The organism is Frateuria defendens (genome assembly GCF_001182895.1).
GTDB lineage: Bacteria > Pseudomonadota > Gammaproteobacteria > Xanthomonadales > Rhodanobacteraceae > Frateuria_B > Frateuria_B defendens.
In genome coordinates this window covers 25,226-42,758 of the sequence record NZ_LFQR01000100.1, presented here as the reverse complement: position 1 = coordinate 42,758, position 17,533 = coordinate 25,226, and the positions used below count along the sequence as shown (strand labels likewise).

Annotated in this window: 12 protein-coding genes; 7 read left to right on the top strand and 5 right to left on the bottom strand. The window is 68.3% G+C overall.

The features are described 5' to 3' along the window. Positions 1–172 precede the first annotated feature (172 nt). Genes otsA through otsB form a run of 3 tightly spaced genes read right to left on the bottom strand, consistent with a single transcriptional unit; the run spans position 173 to position 4,152 of the window. Positions 173–1,540 (bottom strand): alpha,alpha-trehalose-phosphate synthase (UDP-forming), encoded by a 1,368-nt coding sequence (otsA, locus tag ACH65_RS13610; RefSeq protein WP_049623149.1) that lies wholly within the window; start codon positions 1,538–1,540, stop codon positions 173–175. 34 nt (positions 1,541–1,574) lie between these two features. After that, a complete protein-coding gene (locus ACH65_RS13605) occupies positions 1,575–3,380 on the bottom strand; it encodes a glycoside hydrolase family 15 protein (RefSeq protein WP_049623148.1) in 1,806 nt (601 codons plus the stop codon). Then, positions 3,352–4,152: a trehalose-phosphatase gene (gene otsB, locus ACH65_RS13600; RefSeq protein ID WP_049623147.1), complete on the bottom strand. Its 801-nt coding sequence runs from the start codon at positions 4,150–4,152 to the stop codon at positions 3,352–3,354. The genes ACH65_RS13605 and otsB overlap by 29 nt, the downstream gene beginning before the upstream one ends. A gap of 113 nt (positions 4,153–4,265) precedes the next feature. Between otsB and ACH65_RS13595 the strand changes: the two genes are divergently transcribed. From ACH65_RS13595 to ACH65_RS13580, 4 genes are all read left to right on the top strand, one after another. After that, entirely contained in the window at positions 4,266–4,733 is a 468-nt protein-coding gene (locus tag ACH65_RS13595; protein ID WP_049623153.1) for a MarR family winged helix-turn-helix transcriptional regulator, read from the top strand. A gap of 129 nt (positions 4,734–4,862) precedes the next feature. Further along, positions 4,863–5,288 (top strand): organic hydroperoxide resistance protein, encoded by a 426-nt coding sequence (locus tag ACH65_RS13590; protein ID WP_049623146.1) that lies wholly within the window; start codon positions 4,863–4,865, stop codon positions 5,286–5,288. 341 nt (positions 5,289–5,629) lie between these two features. Further along, positions 5,630–8,215, top strand: coding sequence for an ATP-dependent chaperone ClpB (clpB, locus tag ACH65_RS13585; protein WP_049623145.1), 2,586 nt, complete (start codon positions 5,630–5,632; stop codon positions 8,213–8,215). 181 nt (positions 8,216–8,396) lie between these two features. Continuing rightward, positions 8,397–9,605: a pyridoxal phosphate-dependent aminotransferase gene (locus tag ACH65_RS13580; protein ID WP_049623144.1), complete on the top strand. Its 1,209-nt coding sequence runs from the start codon at positions 8,397–8,399 to the stop codon at positions 9,603–9,605. A 251-nt stretch (positions 9,606–9,856) separates the two neighbouring features. Here ACH65_RS13580 and ACH65_RS13575 read toward each other — a convergent pair whose 3' ends face one another. Then, positions 9,857–12,340 (bottom strand): TonB-dependent receptor plug domain-containing protein, encoded by a 2,484-nt coding sequence (locus tag ACH65_RS13575; RefSeq protein WP_049623143.1) that lies wholly within the window; start codon positions 12,338–12,340, stop codon positions 9,857–9,859. 174 nt (positions 12,341–12,514) lie between these two features. Further along, positions 12,515–14,449, bottom strand: a complete 1,935-nt coding sequence (locus tag ACH65_RS13570) for a TonB-dependent receptor plug domain-containing protein (protein WP_425478305.1) — start codon at positions 14,447–14,449, stop codon at positions 12,515–12,517. A 251-nt stretch (positions 14,450–14,700) separates the two neighbouring features. Here ACH65_RS13570 and ACH65_RS13565 point away from each other — a divergent pair, with 251 nt between their 5' ends. The 3 genes from ACH65_RS13565 (at position 14,701) to aspS (ending at position 17,529) form a co-directional block, all read left to right on the top strand. Further along, a complete protein-coding gene (locus ACH65_RS13565) occupies positions 14,701–14,994 on the top strand; it encodes an FmdB family zinc ribbon protein (RefSeq protein ID WP_049623142.1) in 294 nt (97 codons plus the stop codon). Between the two features lie 103 nt (positions 14,995–15,097). Continuing rightward, positions 15,098–15,643 (top strand): DUF3011 domain-containing protein, encoded by a 546-nt coding sequence (locus ACH65_RS13560; protein WP_049623141.1) that lies wholly within the window; start codon positions 15,098–15,100, stop codon positions 15,641–15,643. 116 nt (positions 15,644–15,759) lie between these two features. Next, positions 15,760–17,529, top strand: coding sequence for an aspartate--tRNA ligase (gene aspS, locus ACH65_RS13555; RefSeq protein WP_049623140.1), 1,770 nt, complete (start codon positions 15,760–15,762; stop codon positions 17,527–17,529). The last annotated feature ends 4 nt before the right edge of the window (positions 17,530–17,533 follow it).

The following is a 17,533-nucleotide window of genomic DNA, read 5'->3' as shown; positions in this document are numbered from 1 at the left end:
CGGCAGATGAGCGAAACCCCCGGCCAACGGCCGGCCAGATCACGCCACCGTTTCGCTTCAAAAAACCGGACGTGCGCGGAGCGGAGTCGCCGCACTCCCTCGCATCCATGCCCACCGCAAGACACGCCGCAAGGGCCCCATCCCGCCGCCAACAAAGATCGCCGACAAGCCCTCAGGGCGGAGGCTGTCTCAGCTCGCCGAGGAAGGCATTGCGCCACGCCGTGATGTCGTGGCGCTCCAGCACGTCCATCATCGCCCGCCAACGCTCGCACCGTTCGCGCAGCGACATGCCGAGCGCGCGGGCCAGGGCATCGGCGACCTCGGCGGTGTCGGCGGGGTTCACCAGCAGCGCCTCGGTGAGTTCCTGCGCGGCGCCGGCGAAGCGCGAGAGCACCAGCACGCCGGGGTCGTCCGGGTCCTGCGAGGCCACGTACTCCTTCGCCACCAGGTTCATGCCGTCGCGCAGCGGCGTCACCAGGCCCACCCGCGCCACGCGGTAGAAGCCGGTGAGCACGGCGTGCGGGTAGGACTGGTTGACGTAGCGGATGGGCACCCAGTCCGGCGCCGCGTACAGGCCGTTGAGGTGGCCGGCGGTGCGCTCCAGCTCGCGGCGGATCTGGCGGTATTCGGGCACCGCGCTGCGGCTGGGCGGGGCGATCTGCAGCAGGCTGACCTTGCGGTGCAGGGCGGGCCTGGTGTCCAGCAGGTGGCCGTAGGCCTCGAAGCGTTGGCGCAGGCCCTTGGAGTAGTCGAGCCGGTCCACGCCGATGATCAGCGCGCGGTGGTCCAGGCTGTGGCGCAGCTGCACGATCTCGTCGAGCTGCTCCGCGCAGCGCGCGGCGCGCACCACCTCGGCGGTGTCGATGCTGATCGGGAACACGCCGGCGCGGAAGCGGCGCCCGTCAGGCAGGCGCAGCACGCCGCCCGGCTCGGCCACGGCGCCCACCTCGTTGATGAAGTAGTCCTCCAGCGCGCGCCGGTCGCGCTCGGTGTGTACGCCCACCAGGTCGTACTGGGCCAGCGCCTCGAACAGCTCGCGGTGGCGCGGCAGCGCGATCAGGGCCGCGGCGGGCGGCAGCGGGGTGTGCAGGAAGAAGCCGATGCGGTTGCCCACGCGGCGCTCGCGCAGCATCGCGCCCAGCGGGATCAGGTGGTAGTCGTGCACCCACACGGTGTCGTCCGGCTCCAGCAGCTCGGCGATGTGGCTGGCGAACAGCGCATTGACGCGCAGGTAGCCGTCCAGGTGCTCGCGCTGGTAGTCGATCAGGCCGAGGCGGAAGTGCAGCAGCGGCCACAGCGTGCGGTTGGCGAAGCCTGCGTAGTAGTTCTCGTAGTCGGTGCGCGCGAGGTCGACGGTGACGTAGTCGATGCCGTCCTGGCGCTGGCGGTGCCGCGCGTGGTGGCCGGAGATCTTGCCGCTCCAGCCGAACCATAGGCCGCCGCGTTCGTGCAGCGCCGCGTCCATGGCCGAGGCGAGGCCGCCGGTGAAGGTCTGGTCCGGCATCGCCACGCGGTTGGAGACGACGATCAGGCGGCCCATGCGGACACCTCCCGGGCCGGTCCGGTCGCCGCCATCAGAGCGCGTCCTCCCAGCGTCGCGACAGCCGCATCGCGGCCTGGATCAGACCCACCAGCGAATAGGTCTGCGGGAAGTTGCCCCAGTGCTCGCCGCCGGCCGGCGCGATGTCCTCGGAGAACAGGCCGAGCGGATTGCGCTGCGCCAGCATGTGCTCGAACATCGCGCGCGCCTCCTCCTTGCGGCCGATCGCCGAGAGCGCCTCGATGTACCAGAAGGTGCAGATGTTGAAGCTGGTCTCCGGCGTGCCGAAGTCGTCCGGCGCGATGTAGCGGAACAGGTAGTCGCCGCGCTTGAGCGCCACGCCGATGGCGTCCACGGTGGCGACGAAGCGCGGGTCGTCCGCGCTGACGAAGCCGACGTCGGCGAGCAGCAGCAGGCTCGCGTCCAGGTGCTCGCCGTCGTAGGCGTCCACGAAATGGCCGAGCCGCTCGTTCCAGGTGCGCGCCTCGATGCGCGCGTGCAGCGCCACCGCCTCGTCGTGCCACTGCCGGGCGCGCTCGACCAGGCCGAGCTCGGTGGCGATGTGGGCCAGCCGCTCGCAGGCGGCCCAGCACATCGCGGCGGAGTAGGTGTGCACCGAGGCGCGGCCGCGAAACTCCCACAGCCCGGCGTCGGGTTCCTCGGCCACGCGCAGGGCGATGCGGCCCATGCGTTCCAGGCGGTGGAAGGTGGTCTCGTCGCCGCGGCGCTCTAGCCGCTGGTCGAAGAACAACTGCGCCGAGGCCAGCACCACCGAGCCGTAGGCGTCGTTCTGGCGCTGCCGCCAGGCGTCGTTGCCGACCCGCACCGGGCCCATGCCGCGGTAGCCGTCCAGGCCGCTCACCACGCGCTCCTCGATCTCGCGCTCGAAGGTGATGCCGAACACCGGGCCGATCTCTTCCTCGCCGTTGGCGGCGGCGAGGTTGAACACGTAGCGGATGTATTCCTCCATGCTGCGCGTGGCGCCGAGGCGGTTGAGCGCGCGCACGGTGAAGGCGGAGTCGCGCAGCCAGCAGAAGCGGTAGTCCCAATTGCGGCTGGTGTTCGCCGCCTCGGGGATGGAGGTGGTGAGCGCGGCCACGATGGCGCCGGTGGCCTCGTACTGGCAAAGCTTGAGCGTGATCGCCGCGCGGATCACCGCGTTCTGCCACTCGTAGGGGATGGACAGGTTGCGCACCCACTCGCGCCAGTAGCCCAGCGTCTGCTCGAGCATGCGGCGGGCGAAGGTGGAGGGGTTCTCGCTCAGCGTCTCGTCGGGGCCGAACACGAAGTGCACCGGGCGGTCCAGCCGGAACGGCAGCGAGCGCTCGATCATCGGCACCGCGACGTCGCTGGTGAGCCGCTGCGCCACGCCGTCGAGCAGGAAGCGGATGTGGTTGCTGCCGGAGGTGGTCTGCGGCGTGCGGGCGCCGTATTCGCACAGCGGTCGCATCAGCACGCGGATGCGCGGGTCGCCGGCGATCGGGCACACCTGGCGCACCAGCATCACCGGGCAGTAGAAGCGGCCGAGCGCACGGTAGCGCGGAGCGAAGTCGGTGATCTCGATGCCGCCGCCATGGCGGTCGTAGAGCCGGGTGACCAGCACGGCGGTGTTGGGGGCGTAGTCCTGCTCGGCGCGCTCGAAGTCGAGCAGCTCGATGGTCCAGTCGCCGCCCTCGATGCGCGGCGAGAGCAGCGCGCAGAAGCTGGCGTCGGCGTCGAAGCGCGGCAGGCAGCACCACACGATGCGCGCCTGCCGGTCGAGCAGGGCGGCGATGCTGCCGTTGCCGATCACGCCGAGTTCGAGGCTGGCGTTACGGAAGGCCTCCGTGGGATCTGGCATGGGACGTGGCTCCTCGTTGCAGACTGTCGAGTACGCTGCCCAGCCAAGCCTGCACGGCGGCGGGGCTAGGCAGCGTGAAGCGTGCGCGGGTGGGCTCGCGCCAACCCACGCGCACGCTCAAGCCTTGCGCGCGGTTGGCGGCGTCGAAGGCGTATTCGTCGGTAAGGTCGTCGCCGAGGTAGACCGGCATGCGGCCGGCGAACGGCGCCATCAGCGAGAGTTCGGCCAGGGCTACGCCCTTGTCGATGCCGGCGGGCTTGAACTCCATCACGTAGTCGCCCTCCTGCAGGGCGTAGCCGGGCAGGCGCTCGGCCAGCGCGCGGGCGGCCTCGCGCAGGACCGGCAGCAGCGACGGCGCGCGGCGGCAATGCAGGGCGACGGCGTGGCGCTTGTCTTCCAGCTGCACGGCGTCGAGGCGCCGGGCCAATGCAAACACTTCGTGCCGCATGCGCGCCTCGTCCGCCAGGTCGATGGCGGCGGTGCTGCGCTGGCCGTCGGCATCGCGCAGCTCCAGGCCGTGCAGGCCTGCCATCGCCCACGGCGGCGCACCGAACAGCCGCTCCAGGTCATCGAGGCTGCGCCCGCTGACCAGGGCAAGCGCGCCGTCCTGGGCTTCGTGCAGGGCCTCGAGCAGGCGGTGCAGGGCGGGGGTGACCACTACCGCCGCAGGGTCGTCGGCGAAGTCGAGCAGGCAGCCGTCGACGTCGAGGTAAAGGGCCCAGCGCTGCGCCCCCTCCGGAAGGGGCGGCGCCGGCAGTGTGTATGGGGTCATGGCGGTGACCTTGCGTAAGCGCTCCACCCCGACAAGCTAGCAGATCGCACCGGCGGCGGGTTCGGCGAAATGATGTGCTTGCTATTTAATAGTGCGCTATGTATCCTTCGCCCATGACTTCCAAGCGCCCGCCATCGCCGGTTTCCTCCCAGTCCCACCTGCGGCTGGACGGCCAGCTCTGCTTTGCGCTCTACGCCGCGTCCCTGGCCATGAACAAGGTCTACCGGAAGCTGCTGCGCAAGCTGGACCTCACCTACCCGCAGTACCTGGTGATGCTGGTGCTGTGGGAGGGCGACGAGCTGACGGTGTCGCAGATCGGCGAGCGGCTGTTCCTCGACTCGGCCACGCTCACCCCGCTGCTCAAGCGGCTGGAGGCCGCCGGCCTCATTACCCGCACGCGGGCGGCCGGCGACGAGCGGCAGGTGATCATCGCGCTCACCCGCCAGGGCCGCGCGCTGAAGGCGCAGGCCGAGGCGGTGCCGCAGGGCGTGTTCTGCGCCACCGGCTGCAGCCTCGAGGAGCTCAACCAGCTGAAGGCCTCGCTGGAAGGCCTGCGCGGGAGGCTGGCCGGGCATGCCTGACGCCTTTCGCGCCAAGAAATAAGTAGTGCACGATTTAATAGCGAAAAATTCGGCAAGGCGGCAGGCCGGTCAACGATTACCGCCTCATACCTCACCCGACACTCGACCCCACGTAACAGGAGCATCGCCATGTCCATCGAAAAAGTCCTCTACCGCGCCCATGCCACCGCCACCGGCGGCCGCGACGGCCGCGCCGTCTCCTCCGACGGCGTGCTGGACGTCAAGCTCACCGTGCCGCGCGAGTTGGGCGGCGCCGGCGACACCGGCACCAACCCCGAGCAGCTGTTCGCGGCCGGCTATTCCGCCTGCTTCCTCGGCGCGCTGAAGTTCGTGGCGGGCCGCGAGAAGGTGGCGCTGCCGGCGGATGCCTCCATCACCGGCCACGTGGGCATCGGCCAGATCCCCACCGGCTTCGGCATCGAGGTGGAGCTGGTGATCGCGCTGCCGGGCCTGGCCCGCGAGGTTGCCGAGGATCTGGTGCAGAAGGCGCACATCGTCTGCCCGTACTCCAACGCCACCCGCGGCAACATCGACGTCACCCTGACCCTCGCGTAAGCCCGCTGCCTGCTCCCTCCCCGGCGTGCAGGGGAGGGTCGGGGAGGGGTGAACCCCTGCCTCGAGGCAAGGTTCCACCCCCTCCCGGCCTCCCCCTGCAAGCAGGGGCTGGGTAGCGCCAGTAGCAGGAGTTTCGACCGGAGGTGCCGCAGGCCGGACGTGACGATCACCCTGCCCACGACCCACGACCCACGACCAGTGCGGGCCGGTTGCCTCACCTCCCCCGGCCACGCTAAACGCCGGCCGCCTGCGCGGCACCGCCGCGCTTGAATCGAGCCCGCCCGGCCTTCATTTCCCTGCCATCGGCGGCGCGGGCCGCCACCTTTTTGCGGGGACGACTCATGCGGATGGACAAACTCACGTCGCGCTTCCAGCAGGCGCTGGCCGACGCGCAGTCGCTGGCGGTGGGCCGCGACCACAACATGCTCGAGCCGGTGCACGTGATGGCCGCGCTGCTCGACCAGCAGGGCGGCTCGACCGCACCGCTGCTGACCCAGGCCCACGTCAACGTGCCGGCGTTCCGCCAGCGCGTGGGCGAGCTGCTCGAGCGCCTGCCCAGGGTGAGCGGGCAGGAGGGCAACATCAACGTCGGCAACGATCTCTCGCGGTTGCTCAACCTCACCGACAAGCTCTCCCAGCAGCGCGGCGACCAGTTCATCGCCAGCGAGCTGTTCGTGCTGGCCGCGCTGGAGGACAGGGGCGAGCTGGGCGCCGCGCTCAAGGCCGCCGGCGCCACCAAGGCCAACCTGGAGGCCGCCATCGACAAGCTGCGCGGAGGCGAGAAGGTGCAGAGCGAGAACGCCGAAGAACAGCGCCAGGCGCTGGAGAAGTACTGCATCGACCTCACCGCGCGCGCCGAGAGCGGCAAGCTCGACCCGGTGATCGGCCGCGACGAGGAGATCCGCCGCACCGTACAGGTGCTGCAGCGGCGCACCAAGAACAACCCGGTGCTGATCGGCGAGCCCGGCGTGGGCAAGACCGCCATCGTCGAGGGCCTGGCCCAGCGCATCGTCAAGGGCGAGGTGCCCGAGGGCCTGCGCGACCGCCGCGTGCTGGCGCTCGACATGGGCGCGCTGATCGCCGGCGCCAAGTTCCGCGGCGAGTTCGAGGAGCGCCTGAAGGCCGTGCTCAACGACCTCGCCAAGCAGGAAGGCCGGGTGATCCTGTTCATCGACGAGCTGCACACCATGGTCGGCGCCGGCAAGGCCGAGGGCGCGATGGACGCCGGCAACATGCTCAAACCCGCCCTGGCGCGCGGCGAACTGCACTGCATCGGCGCCACCACGCTGGACGAGTACCGCAAGTACATCGAGAAGGACGCCGCGCTCGAACGCCGCTTCCAGAAGGTGTTCGTGGGCGAGCCCTCGGTGGAGGACACCATCGCGATCCTGCGCGGCCTCAAGGAGCGCTACGCCGTGCACCACGGCGTGGAGATCACCGACCCGGCCATCGTGGCCGCGGCCACGCTCTCCAACCGCTACATCACCGACCGCCAGCTGCCCGACAAAGCCATCGACCTGATGGACGAGGCGGCCAGCCGCATCCGCATGGAGATCGACTCCAAGCCGGAGGAGCTCGATCGCCTGGAGCGCCGGCTGATCCAGCTGAAGATCCAGCGCGAGATGCTGAAGAAGGAAAAGGACGAGGAGTCCAAGCAGCGCCTCGCCGACCTCGAGGCCGACATCGAGAAGCAGGAGCGCGAGTTCTCCGATCTCAACGAGGTGTGGAAGTCCGAGAAGGCCGCCTTGCAGGGCGCCACCAAGGTCAAGGAGCAGATCGAGCAGGCGCGCCTGGCGCTGGAGACCGCGCAGCGCCAGCAGGACTACGCCAGGATGAGCGAGATCCAGTACGGCCAGCTGCCGGAGCTGGAGAAGCAGCTGGCGGCCGCCCAGGCGGCCGAGCAGCAGGGCGACTTCAAGCTGGTGCAGGACAAGGTCACCGCGGAGGAGATCGCCGAGGTGGTCAGCCGCTGGACCGGCATCCCGGTCAGCAAGATGCTTGAAGGCGAGCGCGACAAGCTGCTGCACATGGAGGAGACGCTGCACCGGCGCGTGGTGGGCCAGGACGAGGCGGTGCGTGCCGTCTCCGACGCCATCCGCCGCGCCCGCGCGGGCCTGTCCGATCCCAACCGCCCCTACGGCTCGTTCCTGTTCCTCGGCCCCACCGGCGTGGGCAAGACCGAGCTGTGCAAGGCGCTGGCCGGCTTCCTGTTCGACACCGAGGACGCCATGGTGCGCATCGACATGAGCGAGTTCATGGAGAAGCACTCCGTGGCCCGCCTGATCGGCGCGCCCCCGGGCTACGTCGGCTATGAAGAGGGCGGCTACCTCACCGAGGCGGTGCGCCGCCGGCCCTACAGCGTGATCCTGCTGGACGAGGTGGAGAAGGCCCACCCGGACGTGTTCAACATCCTGCTGCAGGTGCTGGACGACGGCCGCCTCACCGACGGCCAGGGCCGCACGGTGGACTTCCGCAACACCGTGATCGTGATGACCTCCAACCTCGGCTCCAACCTGATCCAGGAGATGCCCAACGAGAGCGAGTCCGACTACGTGCAGATGAAGGCCGCGGTGCTCGGCGTGGTGCAGGCGCACTTCCGCCCGGAGTTCATCAACCGCCTCGACGAGCTGGTGGTGTTCCGGCCGCTGGAGAAGAGCCAGATCCGCAAGATCGCGCTGATCCAGCTCACCTATCTGGAGAAGCGGCTGGCCGAGCGGCAGCTCAAGCTCGAGATCAGCGACAAGGCGCTGGACCTGCTCGGCAATGTGGGCTTCGATCCGGTGTACGGCGCGCGGCCGCTCAAGCGGGCGATCCAGCAGCAGCTGGAGAACCCGCTGGCGCGGGAGATCCTGGAAGGGCGCTTCGCGGCGGGCAGCACCATCGCCGTGGACGTGGAAGGCGGCCACCTGCGCTTCTCGGCAGACTGAGCGAGCCGGCATAGCCGGCGGTGACGTTGCCGCCGTGTTGCCAAAGGCCGCGACCATGTGTCGCGGCCTTTTGCTTTGGCGTGGCGGCTAGATTCGGGGATGGCCTATCCACGGCCTGGCGCGGGCTGTCGCCGTGCCGCGCCGTTTATTCCATCCCCTTTTCGCTTGCCAGGAGTCCCCCATGACTGCCCCGTTGTCCCGACGCTCGTTCCTCCGCATGTCCAGTCTCGCCGCCGGCGCCGCGGCCATCGGCGCGCCCCTGCTCGGCGAGCGCGAGATGGCGATGGCGGCCATGTCGGCCGGCATGCAGAAGGTGGCGGCCACTTCGCCCAACGCGGTGATGATCAACTTCAACGAGAACCCGCTGGGCCCGTCGGAAGCGGCCCGCAAAGCGGCCGTCGAGCTGCTGCCGCAGGCCGGGCGCTACCTGCACCCGCTGCAGGACGAACTGGCCGAACTGCTCGCCAGACAGCTCGGCCTCTCGCTGGACGCGGTGGACCTCTACGCCGGCTCCGGCATCGCGCTGGACGCGACCACCATGGCCTTCACCGGGCCCGACGCGCCGCTGGTGGTGGCCGACCCCAGCTACGAGCAGCCCACCCAGATGGCGGCCATCCGCAAGGCGCCGGTGCACAAGGTGCCGCTGCGCAAGGACTACTCCCACGACGTGAAGGCGATGGCCGGCGCGGCCTCCAACGCCGGCCTGATCTACATCTGCAATCCCAACAACCCCACCGGCACGGTGACCACCCGCGCCGACATCGAGTGGCTGCTGGCGAACAAGCCCAAGGGCGCGGTGGTGCTGGTGGACGAGGCCTACATCCACTTCTCCGACGCGCCTTCCGTGCTCGACCTGGTGGCCGCCGGCAAGGACCTGGTGGTGCTGCGCACCTTCTCCAAGCTCTACGGCATGGCCGGCATGCGCCTGGGCGTGGTGGCCGCGCGGCCGGACCTGCTGGCGCGCATCCAGGCCTTCCGCACCGGCGGCGGCACGGCGCTACCGGTGATGACGGTGGCCGCCGCCATCGCCAGCCTCAAGGAGCCGGGGCTGGTCGCCCAGCGCAAGCAGCTCAACGCCAGCGTGCGCGACGACACCATCGGCTGGCTGCGCAGCAAGGGCTATGCGTGTACGCCCTCGCAGAGCAACTGCTTCATGGTCGACGTGCGCCGCCCCGGCCCCGGCTTCGCGGCCCAGCTCGCCGCCAGGGACGTGGTCGTGGGCCGCAGCTGGCCGGTGTGGCCCAACCACATGCGCATCAGCGTGGGCACCGCCGAGGAGATGCGCCGCTTCAAGACCGCTTTCGCCGCGGTGATCGACGGCAAGGTGCCGGTGCAGAAGGTGGCCGACACCTCGCACCTGCGCTCGGCGGATTTCCTCGCACTGGCCTGATCCGGCGCACGGGATGCGGCCCGGTTCGACCGGCCGCATCCGCCAATGAAAAATCCCGGCTTCGTGCCGGGATTTTTTTTGTTCGTCTGCGAGGCCATGGCGGGCCTCGCAGGGCCGATGCATGCGGGCGTCACGCAGGGCGCACGCTGCGTCGATAAGCCGGCGTTTGCAGCTCCATTGGCCGGCCGCGAAACGCCGGCACAAAAAAATCCCGGCGCGAGGCCGGGATTTTCGTGTGTGTTTCCGATGGATCAGAAGCGGAAGGTGACCTTGCCGTACCAGTAGCGGCCGTTGAAGCCGAACGGGGACAGCGCGGAGTACTGCAGGCCGTCGGCGCGATCCTCGAAGCCACCGGAACCTGAAGCCCGTGCAGATACCTTGGTTGGATACTGGTTGGTAACGTTGTCTGCCCCCACGGTGAAGGTCCAATCCGAGACGGTGTAGCTCGCGGAGAGGTCAAGCAGCCATCGAGCAGAAAACTTCTGATCAGCCAGTGTCGGCCAGGTCGTATCGGAAGCATATGGCGGCGCAGGCGGGAGGTCGCCATATCGGCGCACTGAACCATAGCGGGTGAGATTGGCATGCAGGTCGAAGCCGTGGATCAACCAGTCACCCGCGAAAACGTACTTGGTATGTGGTGTGGCATCGGTAAGCAGGCCGGCGCTGCCCCGGCCAAAGTCTGGCGTGGTGATGTCCAGCACTTTGGTTTTGTTGTAGTTGGCGCTGGCAGTAAGGTTCAGTGATCCCAGCCCATTGAGATCCATGCGGTAGTTGGTGATCAGGTCCGCACCGCGGGTGCGGGTGGTGGCGCCATTGACAAAGAACTGTGCCCCAGACACTGGATTCTCGTCCGTAGGCGTGACCTTGATCTGATCGGAGTACAGGATCTGGTTCCAAATCCGGATTTGATACAGGTCAAGTGTGGCGCTGAAGTTGTCGATTGGCTGCCACACCGCGCCAAGGCCATAGTTGGTCGACTTCTCAGGGCGCAACGGTTTGGCGCCCAGGGCGATAGCTGCCGGATTGGAGGGGCGGAAAGTGCCGATCTGGGCCAACTGACCGTCTTGGATAAGCGTCACTACTGACTCGTAGTTTTGCTGGGCCAGCGAGGGTGCACGGAAGCCGTTGGATATGGTGCCGCGCAGCGCAAAGGTATCAGTAAATTGATAGCGGGCTGAGATCTTGCCCGAACGGGTTGCACCCGCATCGCTGTAGTGCTCATAACGGCCAGCCACACCAGCCGAGAGCTTGTCGGTCAAGTCGGTTTCCAAGTCGGCATAAGCCGCCTCGCTATGGCGGGAAAAGCTGCCGGCGACTGCCGGCGACAGCCCAGGGTACACCTGCGACCCGCCGGCATACGGCGTGATGCCATTCTCTGGATCAATGTAAGTCGTGTTTGGATTGAAATAGTACGAATCCGGCTCGCCGGCATCGATCACGTACTTCTCTTTGCGGTATTCGCCACCGAAGGCCACAGTGACTGGATTGGGCAAGAAGCCGAAGTTGAAGTCTTTGCTCAGGTCAACGTTGGCTACACCCTGCTTGTTGCGGAAGGTGCCGGCTTGAAAGTAGGTCGGCGAATAACCAGTGGAGTAATACAGGTTGGTGTTGACGCTGTTCTGAATATCGAAGACCAGGTTGTTCTCGCCATAGTCGGCGCTGGCGTCCCAGTGCCAGCCGCCGTCCGTTTTGCCGCGAACACCCAACACGCCTGCAAAGTCGTTGCTGTGGTTGACGATCTGGGGCAGGAAGCCGTTGGGGTAGATTTCCGGTACGTTGCGCGCCGAGTCGTAGGCACGGTAGTAGCCGTTTGAGGTAACGTCGCGCCGGCTGCCATTTAGATAGCCGTATAACTCGACATTCGGCGCCAAGTCGTAGCCGAAGTTGAGCAGTGCCTGATAGGTTTTGACCGCCGGGTCGCCGTACCGCTCATAGGGGATGCCGCTAGGGTTAGGGGCGCCGGCGATAGTGGTGGATTTGTCCTTATTCTCCGCGCGGTTGGTGTTCATTACATTCTGATAATTCCAGGACAGGCGTGCCCAGCCGGGGGCCTTGCCTTCGGGGCCTCCAAGCGGAATGCCAACCGAACCCTGCAAGCCATTCTGGGCGCCATCCCCCTTATCCATGATGCCGCCGCTGGCGGTGATGCTGTTGGAGCCCTTGCCACCGCCGTGCTTCAGCACGACGTTGATCACACCGGCGATCGCATCAGAACCGTACTGCGCGGCAGCGCCGTCACGCAGTACCTCAATGTGGTCGATCGCCGACATGGGGATCGAGTTAAGGTCGACCGGTGCCGAGCCGCGGCCCACCGAGGAGTTGTAATTCACTAGGCTGGTCGTGTGGTAGCGCTTGCCGTCAACCAGCACTAACACCTGGTCGGGCGAGAGGCCACGCAAAGTAGCCGGACGGATGGCATCGTTGCCGTCATTGATGGCCGGGCGGGGGAAGTCCATCGAGGGCAACAGCGTGCTCAGTGCGCTAGCCAAGTCGGTAGCGCCGCTGGCGTTGAGGTCGGCGGGCGTCAGCACGTCGATGGGCGAGAGCGACTCGGAAACGGTGCGGTTCTCCGCGCGGGTGCCGGTGACGACCACCTGCTGGAGCTGCTTGGTGTCCTTCGATGCGGGCGCGGTACTGTCCTGGGCCTGGGCCGAGGTGGCGGCCAGGGCGAGCGGGACGCCGAGCAAGGGCAACAGGGCGGCTGCCAACGGGCGCAGCGGGCGACTGATTTTCATGATGGTGTTTCTCCCCGAAACGGTACGGTAAACAGTGGCGTTCAATGCGTAGGTGACTACTGGACCGCTTGTGTCGTGCCTCGCAGCATGTGTTTTCCCCGGCTGCGATGTTTCGAGGCTATGACGGATGTTGCGATGCGTCAACAATGCCGTAACGTATTCTTAAGCAAGCCGTCACAGGCGTGTTTCTGCAATTGTTTCTTGCGGCCGGCCGGGGTTTGGATGGCTAAAACGTTCGTGGCGGCACAACGCCGTGGCGAAGGCGGGGGCCGTTCCGCATGAGGGGATGGGGCGCAATTTCATGCGCAGGGGCGAAAGTCCGGCGCCGCCGGACCGGTCGGCACGGGCATGCGACATCCTGACGCTGCCGGTCGGGCGCGCGGCGCGCCGGCCGGCCGATCGCCGGCAAAAAAAATCCCGGCCGAAGCCGGGATTTTTTGTCGCCAGGAAAGGCCGCCTTACCAGTGGTAGGCGATCTTGCCGTAGCCGTAGGCGCCGTTGAAGCCGAACGGCGAGAAGCCGCTGTAGGGCATGGTGCCGTTGTTGTCGTTGGCGGCGATCACGCGGTCCGGATGGGTGTTGAACACGTTGTCCGCGCCGAGGGTGAAGGTCCAGTTGTCGAGGTTGTAGTTGAGGGCGAGATCCAGCAGCCACTTGTGGCCGAAGGTCTGGTCCAGGGCCGGGTTGGTGGAGTTGTAGGACACCCAGCGGCCGTAGCGGGTCACGGTGCCGTTCACGCTCCAGTGGCCCACGGTGTAGAGGCCGTTGAGGATCAGTTTGCTGCGCGGCGTGCTGTCGGCCAGCAGGCCGTACTGGTCGCGGCGGTCGATGCGCTTCAGGTTGACGCCCAGCGCGTCCAGCACCGTCGGGTTCGGCCTGGCGCAGGTATTCGGCGCCGAAGGCCACGGTGACCGGGTTGGGCAGGAAGCCCCAGTTGAAGTCCTTGGCGAGGTCCACGTCGAAGGCCTGCTGCGAGTCGCGCAGGATGCCGTCGTGGAACGCGGTGGGGCTGGTGCCGAAGTCGTGCAGGAAGGCACGGTTGACGCTGTTGCGGGTGGCGTAGGAGACGCGGTCGCCGCCGTAGTTGCCGCTCACGTCCCAGCGCCAGCCGCCGGCGGTCTTGCCGCGCACGCCCACCACCAGCGACTTGTCGGTGGAGTCGGCGTTCTCCAGCGGCAGGTAGCCGTTGGGGTAGAGCGAGGGCACCGAGTTGCTGTTGGCCAGGTTGCGGAAGAACGCCGGCGAGGTGCTGTTGCGGTTGCCGATGTGGCCGAAGGCGTAGAGCTGCGCGCCGGTGTTGAGGTCGTACTGCGCGTTGAGCAGCAGGTTGTGGTCGCTCACCGCCGGGTCGCCGTAGCGCTGGGTGGTGCCTTCCCACGGGCGCGTGCGGTTGGGCTCGGCGCGGTTGGTGTAGTCCTGGTGGCCGTTCTGCAGGGTGAAGCGGATCCAGCCCCGGTCGTTGTTGAGCGGCAGGCCGAAGTTGGCCGAGCCCTGCCACTGGCGGCCGTCGCCGGCCGCGTACTGGCCGCCGGTGAGGTCCACCTCGCCGCCCTGGGCGCCCTTCTTCAGCACCACGTTGATCACGCCGGCGATGGCGTCGGAGCCGTACTGCGCGGAGGCGCCGTCGCGCAGCACCTCGATGTGGTCCACGGCGGCCACCGGGATGGTGTTGAGGTCCACCGCCTGCGAGCCGCGGCCGAGCACGCCGTTGGTGAGGAGGATCGCGCCCGGGTGCCAGCGCTTGCCGTTCACCAGCACCAGCACCTGGTCGGGCGAGAGGCCGCGCAGCTGCGCGGGGCGCTGCGAGTCGGCGGTGTCGGCGGCGGTCGGGCGCGGGAAGGTGAGCGAGGGGATGATGCGGGCCAGCGCGGTGGAGAGCTCGGTGGTGCCGCTCTGGCGCAGCACCTTGGACGACACCACGTCGATCGGCGCCAGCGAGCTGGCTTCGGTGCGGTTGTCGGCGTGCGTGCCGGTGACGATGACGGTGTCCAGGTTCTTGGTCCTGGCCGATGCGTCGCCGTCCTGCGCGAAGGTGGTCGTGGCACCGAGGGCGAGCAGCAGCGCTGCGGGAAGGCGGGCGAGCTGGATCGCCTGGCGATGATGCTTCATCGGTGGAACTCCGTGTTCGAGCATGGGAGAAAGGGCGTGCAGCCTATGCGTCAAGAATTTGTGGGTAAACCTTTATTTGGACGTCTATGTGTCCAAATGTCGCGACCGGCGGGTGCGCAAGGTATTGCGGCTGCCGCCGTGGGGAGGGCCGCCGCCGCTGGCGGCGCCTCGCATTGAAATCGGCCGGATTGGCTCGATAATCTGCGCAGTCATGCGGTGCCCCCGGCGGGGCGCCGGCCCGGAGTCATCGAATGCCCATCTACGAATTTGAGTGCGGCCAGTGCGGCTACCGCTTCGACCGCCTGCAGAAGCTGTCCGACGCCGATCCCGAAACCTGTCCCAGCTGCGGCGCCCCGCGCGTGCACCGCCGCCTGAGCGCGCCGGCGTTCCGCCTGGCCGGCAGCGGTTGGTACGAGACGGACTTCAAGAAGGACGGCGACAAGAAGAGCAACCTGGCCGGCGAGCGCAGCGAGCCCTCGGGAAGTTCGGCCGCCGCTCCCGCGCCGGCCCCGGCGCCGGCGCCGTCCACCCCGACGAGCGACTGAAAAAACCTCTCGCCCAGGCCGTCGCGCCGGGCGCAGAATCTTGTTCAATGACGGTTTGGGGGCCGCCCGCTAGCGTGGCGCTCCCTTAACTGGAGGGCTGGGTATGAACAAGGTGTTTTGGGGTGTGGCCATGGGCCTGCTCGCCGGCCTCTCGCTGATGGCGGCGCCCGCCGCGCAGGCGCAGCGCGGCACGGTCACTTGCGGCAGCGTCAACGGCCGCTATGCGCGCTGCGAAGTGGATTGGCGCGGCGCCGACATGGTGCGCCAGGATTCCAGGACGCGCTGCGTCCGCGGCCGGAACTGGGGCTTCGAGCGCGGCGCCATCTGGGTCGACCAGGGCTGCCGCGGGCAGTTCGTCGAGTCCCGCGGCTGGGGCGGCGGCGACCGGCCTGGTTGGGGCGGCGGCCGCCCGCCGGGCTGGGGCGACGACGATCGTCCCGGCTGGGGTGGCCAGGTGAGCATCCAGTGCGGCAGCGTGGACGGCCGCTACCGCCTGTGCCCGGTGCGGCTGGATCGCCGCAGCGACGTGCGGCTGGTCAACAACGACTCCGACACCCGCTGCCGCGAGGGCTACAACTGGGGCGTCAACCGCGACGGCATCTGGGTCGACCGCGGCTGCCGCGGGCGTTTCGTGATCACCCGGCGCTGACCGGCCTCCCCCGCGGCCCGCCGGCGCGATGCGCTTCGCCGGCGGGCACCCGGTGCTACCATTCCGGACTTTTCCACGTCTTCATGCCGCCCCTGCGGCTCCGGAGTTCCAAGCGCATGCGCACGCATTACTGTGGCCTCATCGACGAGGCCCTGGTCGGCCAGACCGTCACCCTGTGCGGCTGGGTCGACACCCTTCGCCTGCAGAGCCACGTCGCCTTCGTCGACCTGCGCGACCACGAGGGCATCGCGCAGGTGGTGGTGGAGCGCGAGAACGCGGACGCTTTCGCGGTGGCGGGCGAGCTGGGCTACGAGTACTGCCTGCGCGTCACCGGCACCGTCCGCAAGCGCCTGTCGGTGAACGAGAAGCTCAAGACCGGCACGGTGGAGCTGCTGGCCGACTCGGTGGAGATCCTCAACGCCGCCAAGGACCTGCCATTCGCGCTGCACGAGAGCCCGAACGAGGACCTGCGGATGACCTACCGCTACCTCGACCTGCGCCGCCCGGCGATGCAGAAGATGCTGCGCACGCGCATCAAGCTGGTGCAGGCGCTGCGCCGCTACCTCGACGCGCGCGGCTTCCAGGACATCGAGACGCCGATCCTCACCAAGGCCACGCCCGAGGGCGCGCGCGACTACCTGGTGCCCAGCCGCGTGCACGGGGGGCAGTTCTACGCGCTGCCGCAGTCGCCGCAGCTGTTCAAGCAGATCCTGATGATGGCGGGCTTCGACCGCTACTACCAGATCGCCCGCTGCTTCCGCGACGAGGACCTGCGCGCCGACCGCCAGCCCGAGTTCACCCAGCTCGACCTCGAGTTCGCCTTCGTGGAAGAGCAGGACGTGCAGGACTTCGTGGAGGCGCTGATTCGCCACGTGTTCAAGGAAGTGCGCGGCGTCGAGCTGGCGCCGAGCTTCCCGCGCATGACCTGGGCCGAGGCCATGCGCCGCTACGGCTCGGACAAGCCGGACCTGCGCAACCCGCTGGAGCTGGTGGACATCGCCGAGGCGGTGAAGCACGTCGAGTTCAAGGTGTTCGCCGAGCCGGCCAACGACCCGGCCGGCCGCGTGGTGGCGCTGCGCGCGCCGGGCGGCGCGGCCTATTCGCGCAAGGACATCGACGGCCTGACCCAGCTGGTCGCCAAGCACGGCGCCAAGGGCCTGGCCTGGCTGCGCGTGGACGACCGCGCCAAGGGTCGCGAGGGCATCAACTCGCCGGTGGCGAAGTTCCTCGACGACGCGGCGCTGGAAGCCGTGCTCGCGGCGGCGGGTGCTCAGAGCGGCGACATGGTGTTCGTCGGCGCCGGCACGTGGAAGGCCGTCACCGACTTCATGGGCGTGCTGCGCCTGAAGGTCGGCAAGGACCGCGGCCTGGTCGAGGACGGCTGGAAGCCGCTGTGGGTTACCGACTTCCCGATGTTCGAGTACGACGAGGAAGCACAGCGCTTCGTGGCCCTGCATCACCCGTTCACCGCGCCCAAGGTCGACGACATCGAGGAGCTGCGCGCGCACGCCGCCACCGCGGTGAGCCGCGGCTACGACATGGTGCTCAACGGCAACGAGATCGGCGGCGGCTCCGTCCGCATCCACCGGCCGGAGATGCAGCGGGCGGTGTTCGAGCTGCTCGGCATCGGCGCGGAGGAGGCGGAGGCCAAGTTCGGCTTCCTGCTCAAGGCGCTCAAGTTCGGCGCGCCGCCGCACGGCGGCCTGGCCTTCGGCATCGACCGCATCGCGGCGCTGATGGCGGGCACCGAGTCGATCCGCGACGTGATCGCCTTCCCCAAGACCACCAGCGCGCAGGACCTGATGACCGACGCGCCCTCGCCGGTGAGCGAGGCGCAGCTCAAGGAACTGCACGTGGCGGTGGCCGCCACGGCGGACGCCGACTGACTTC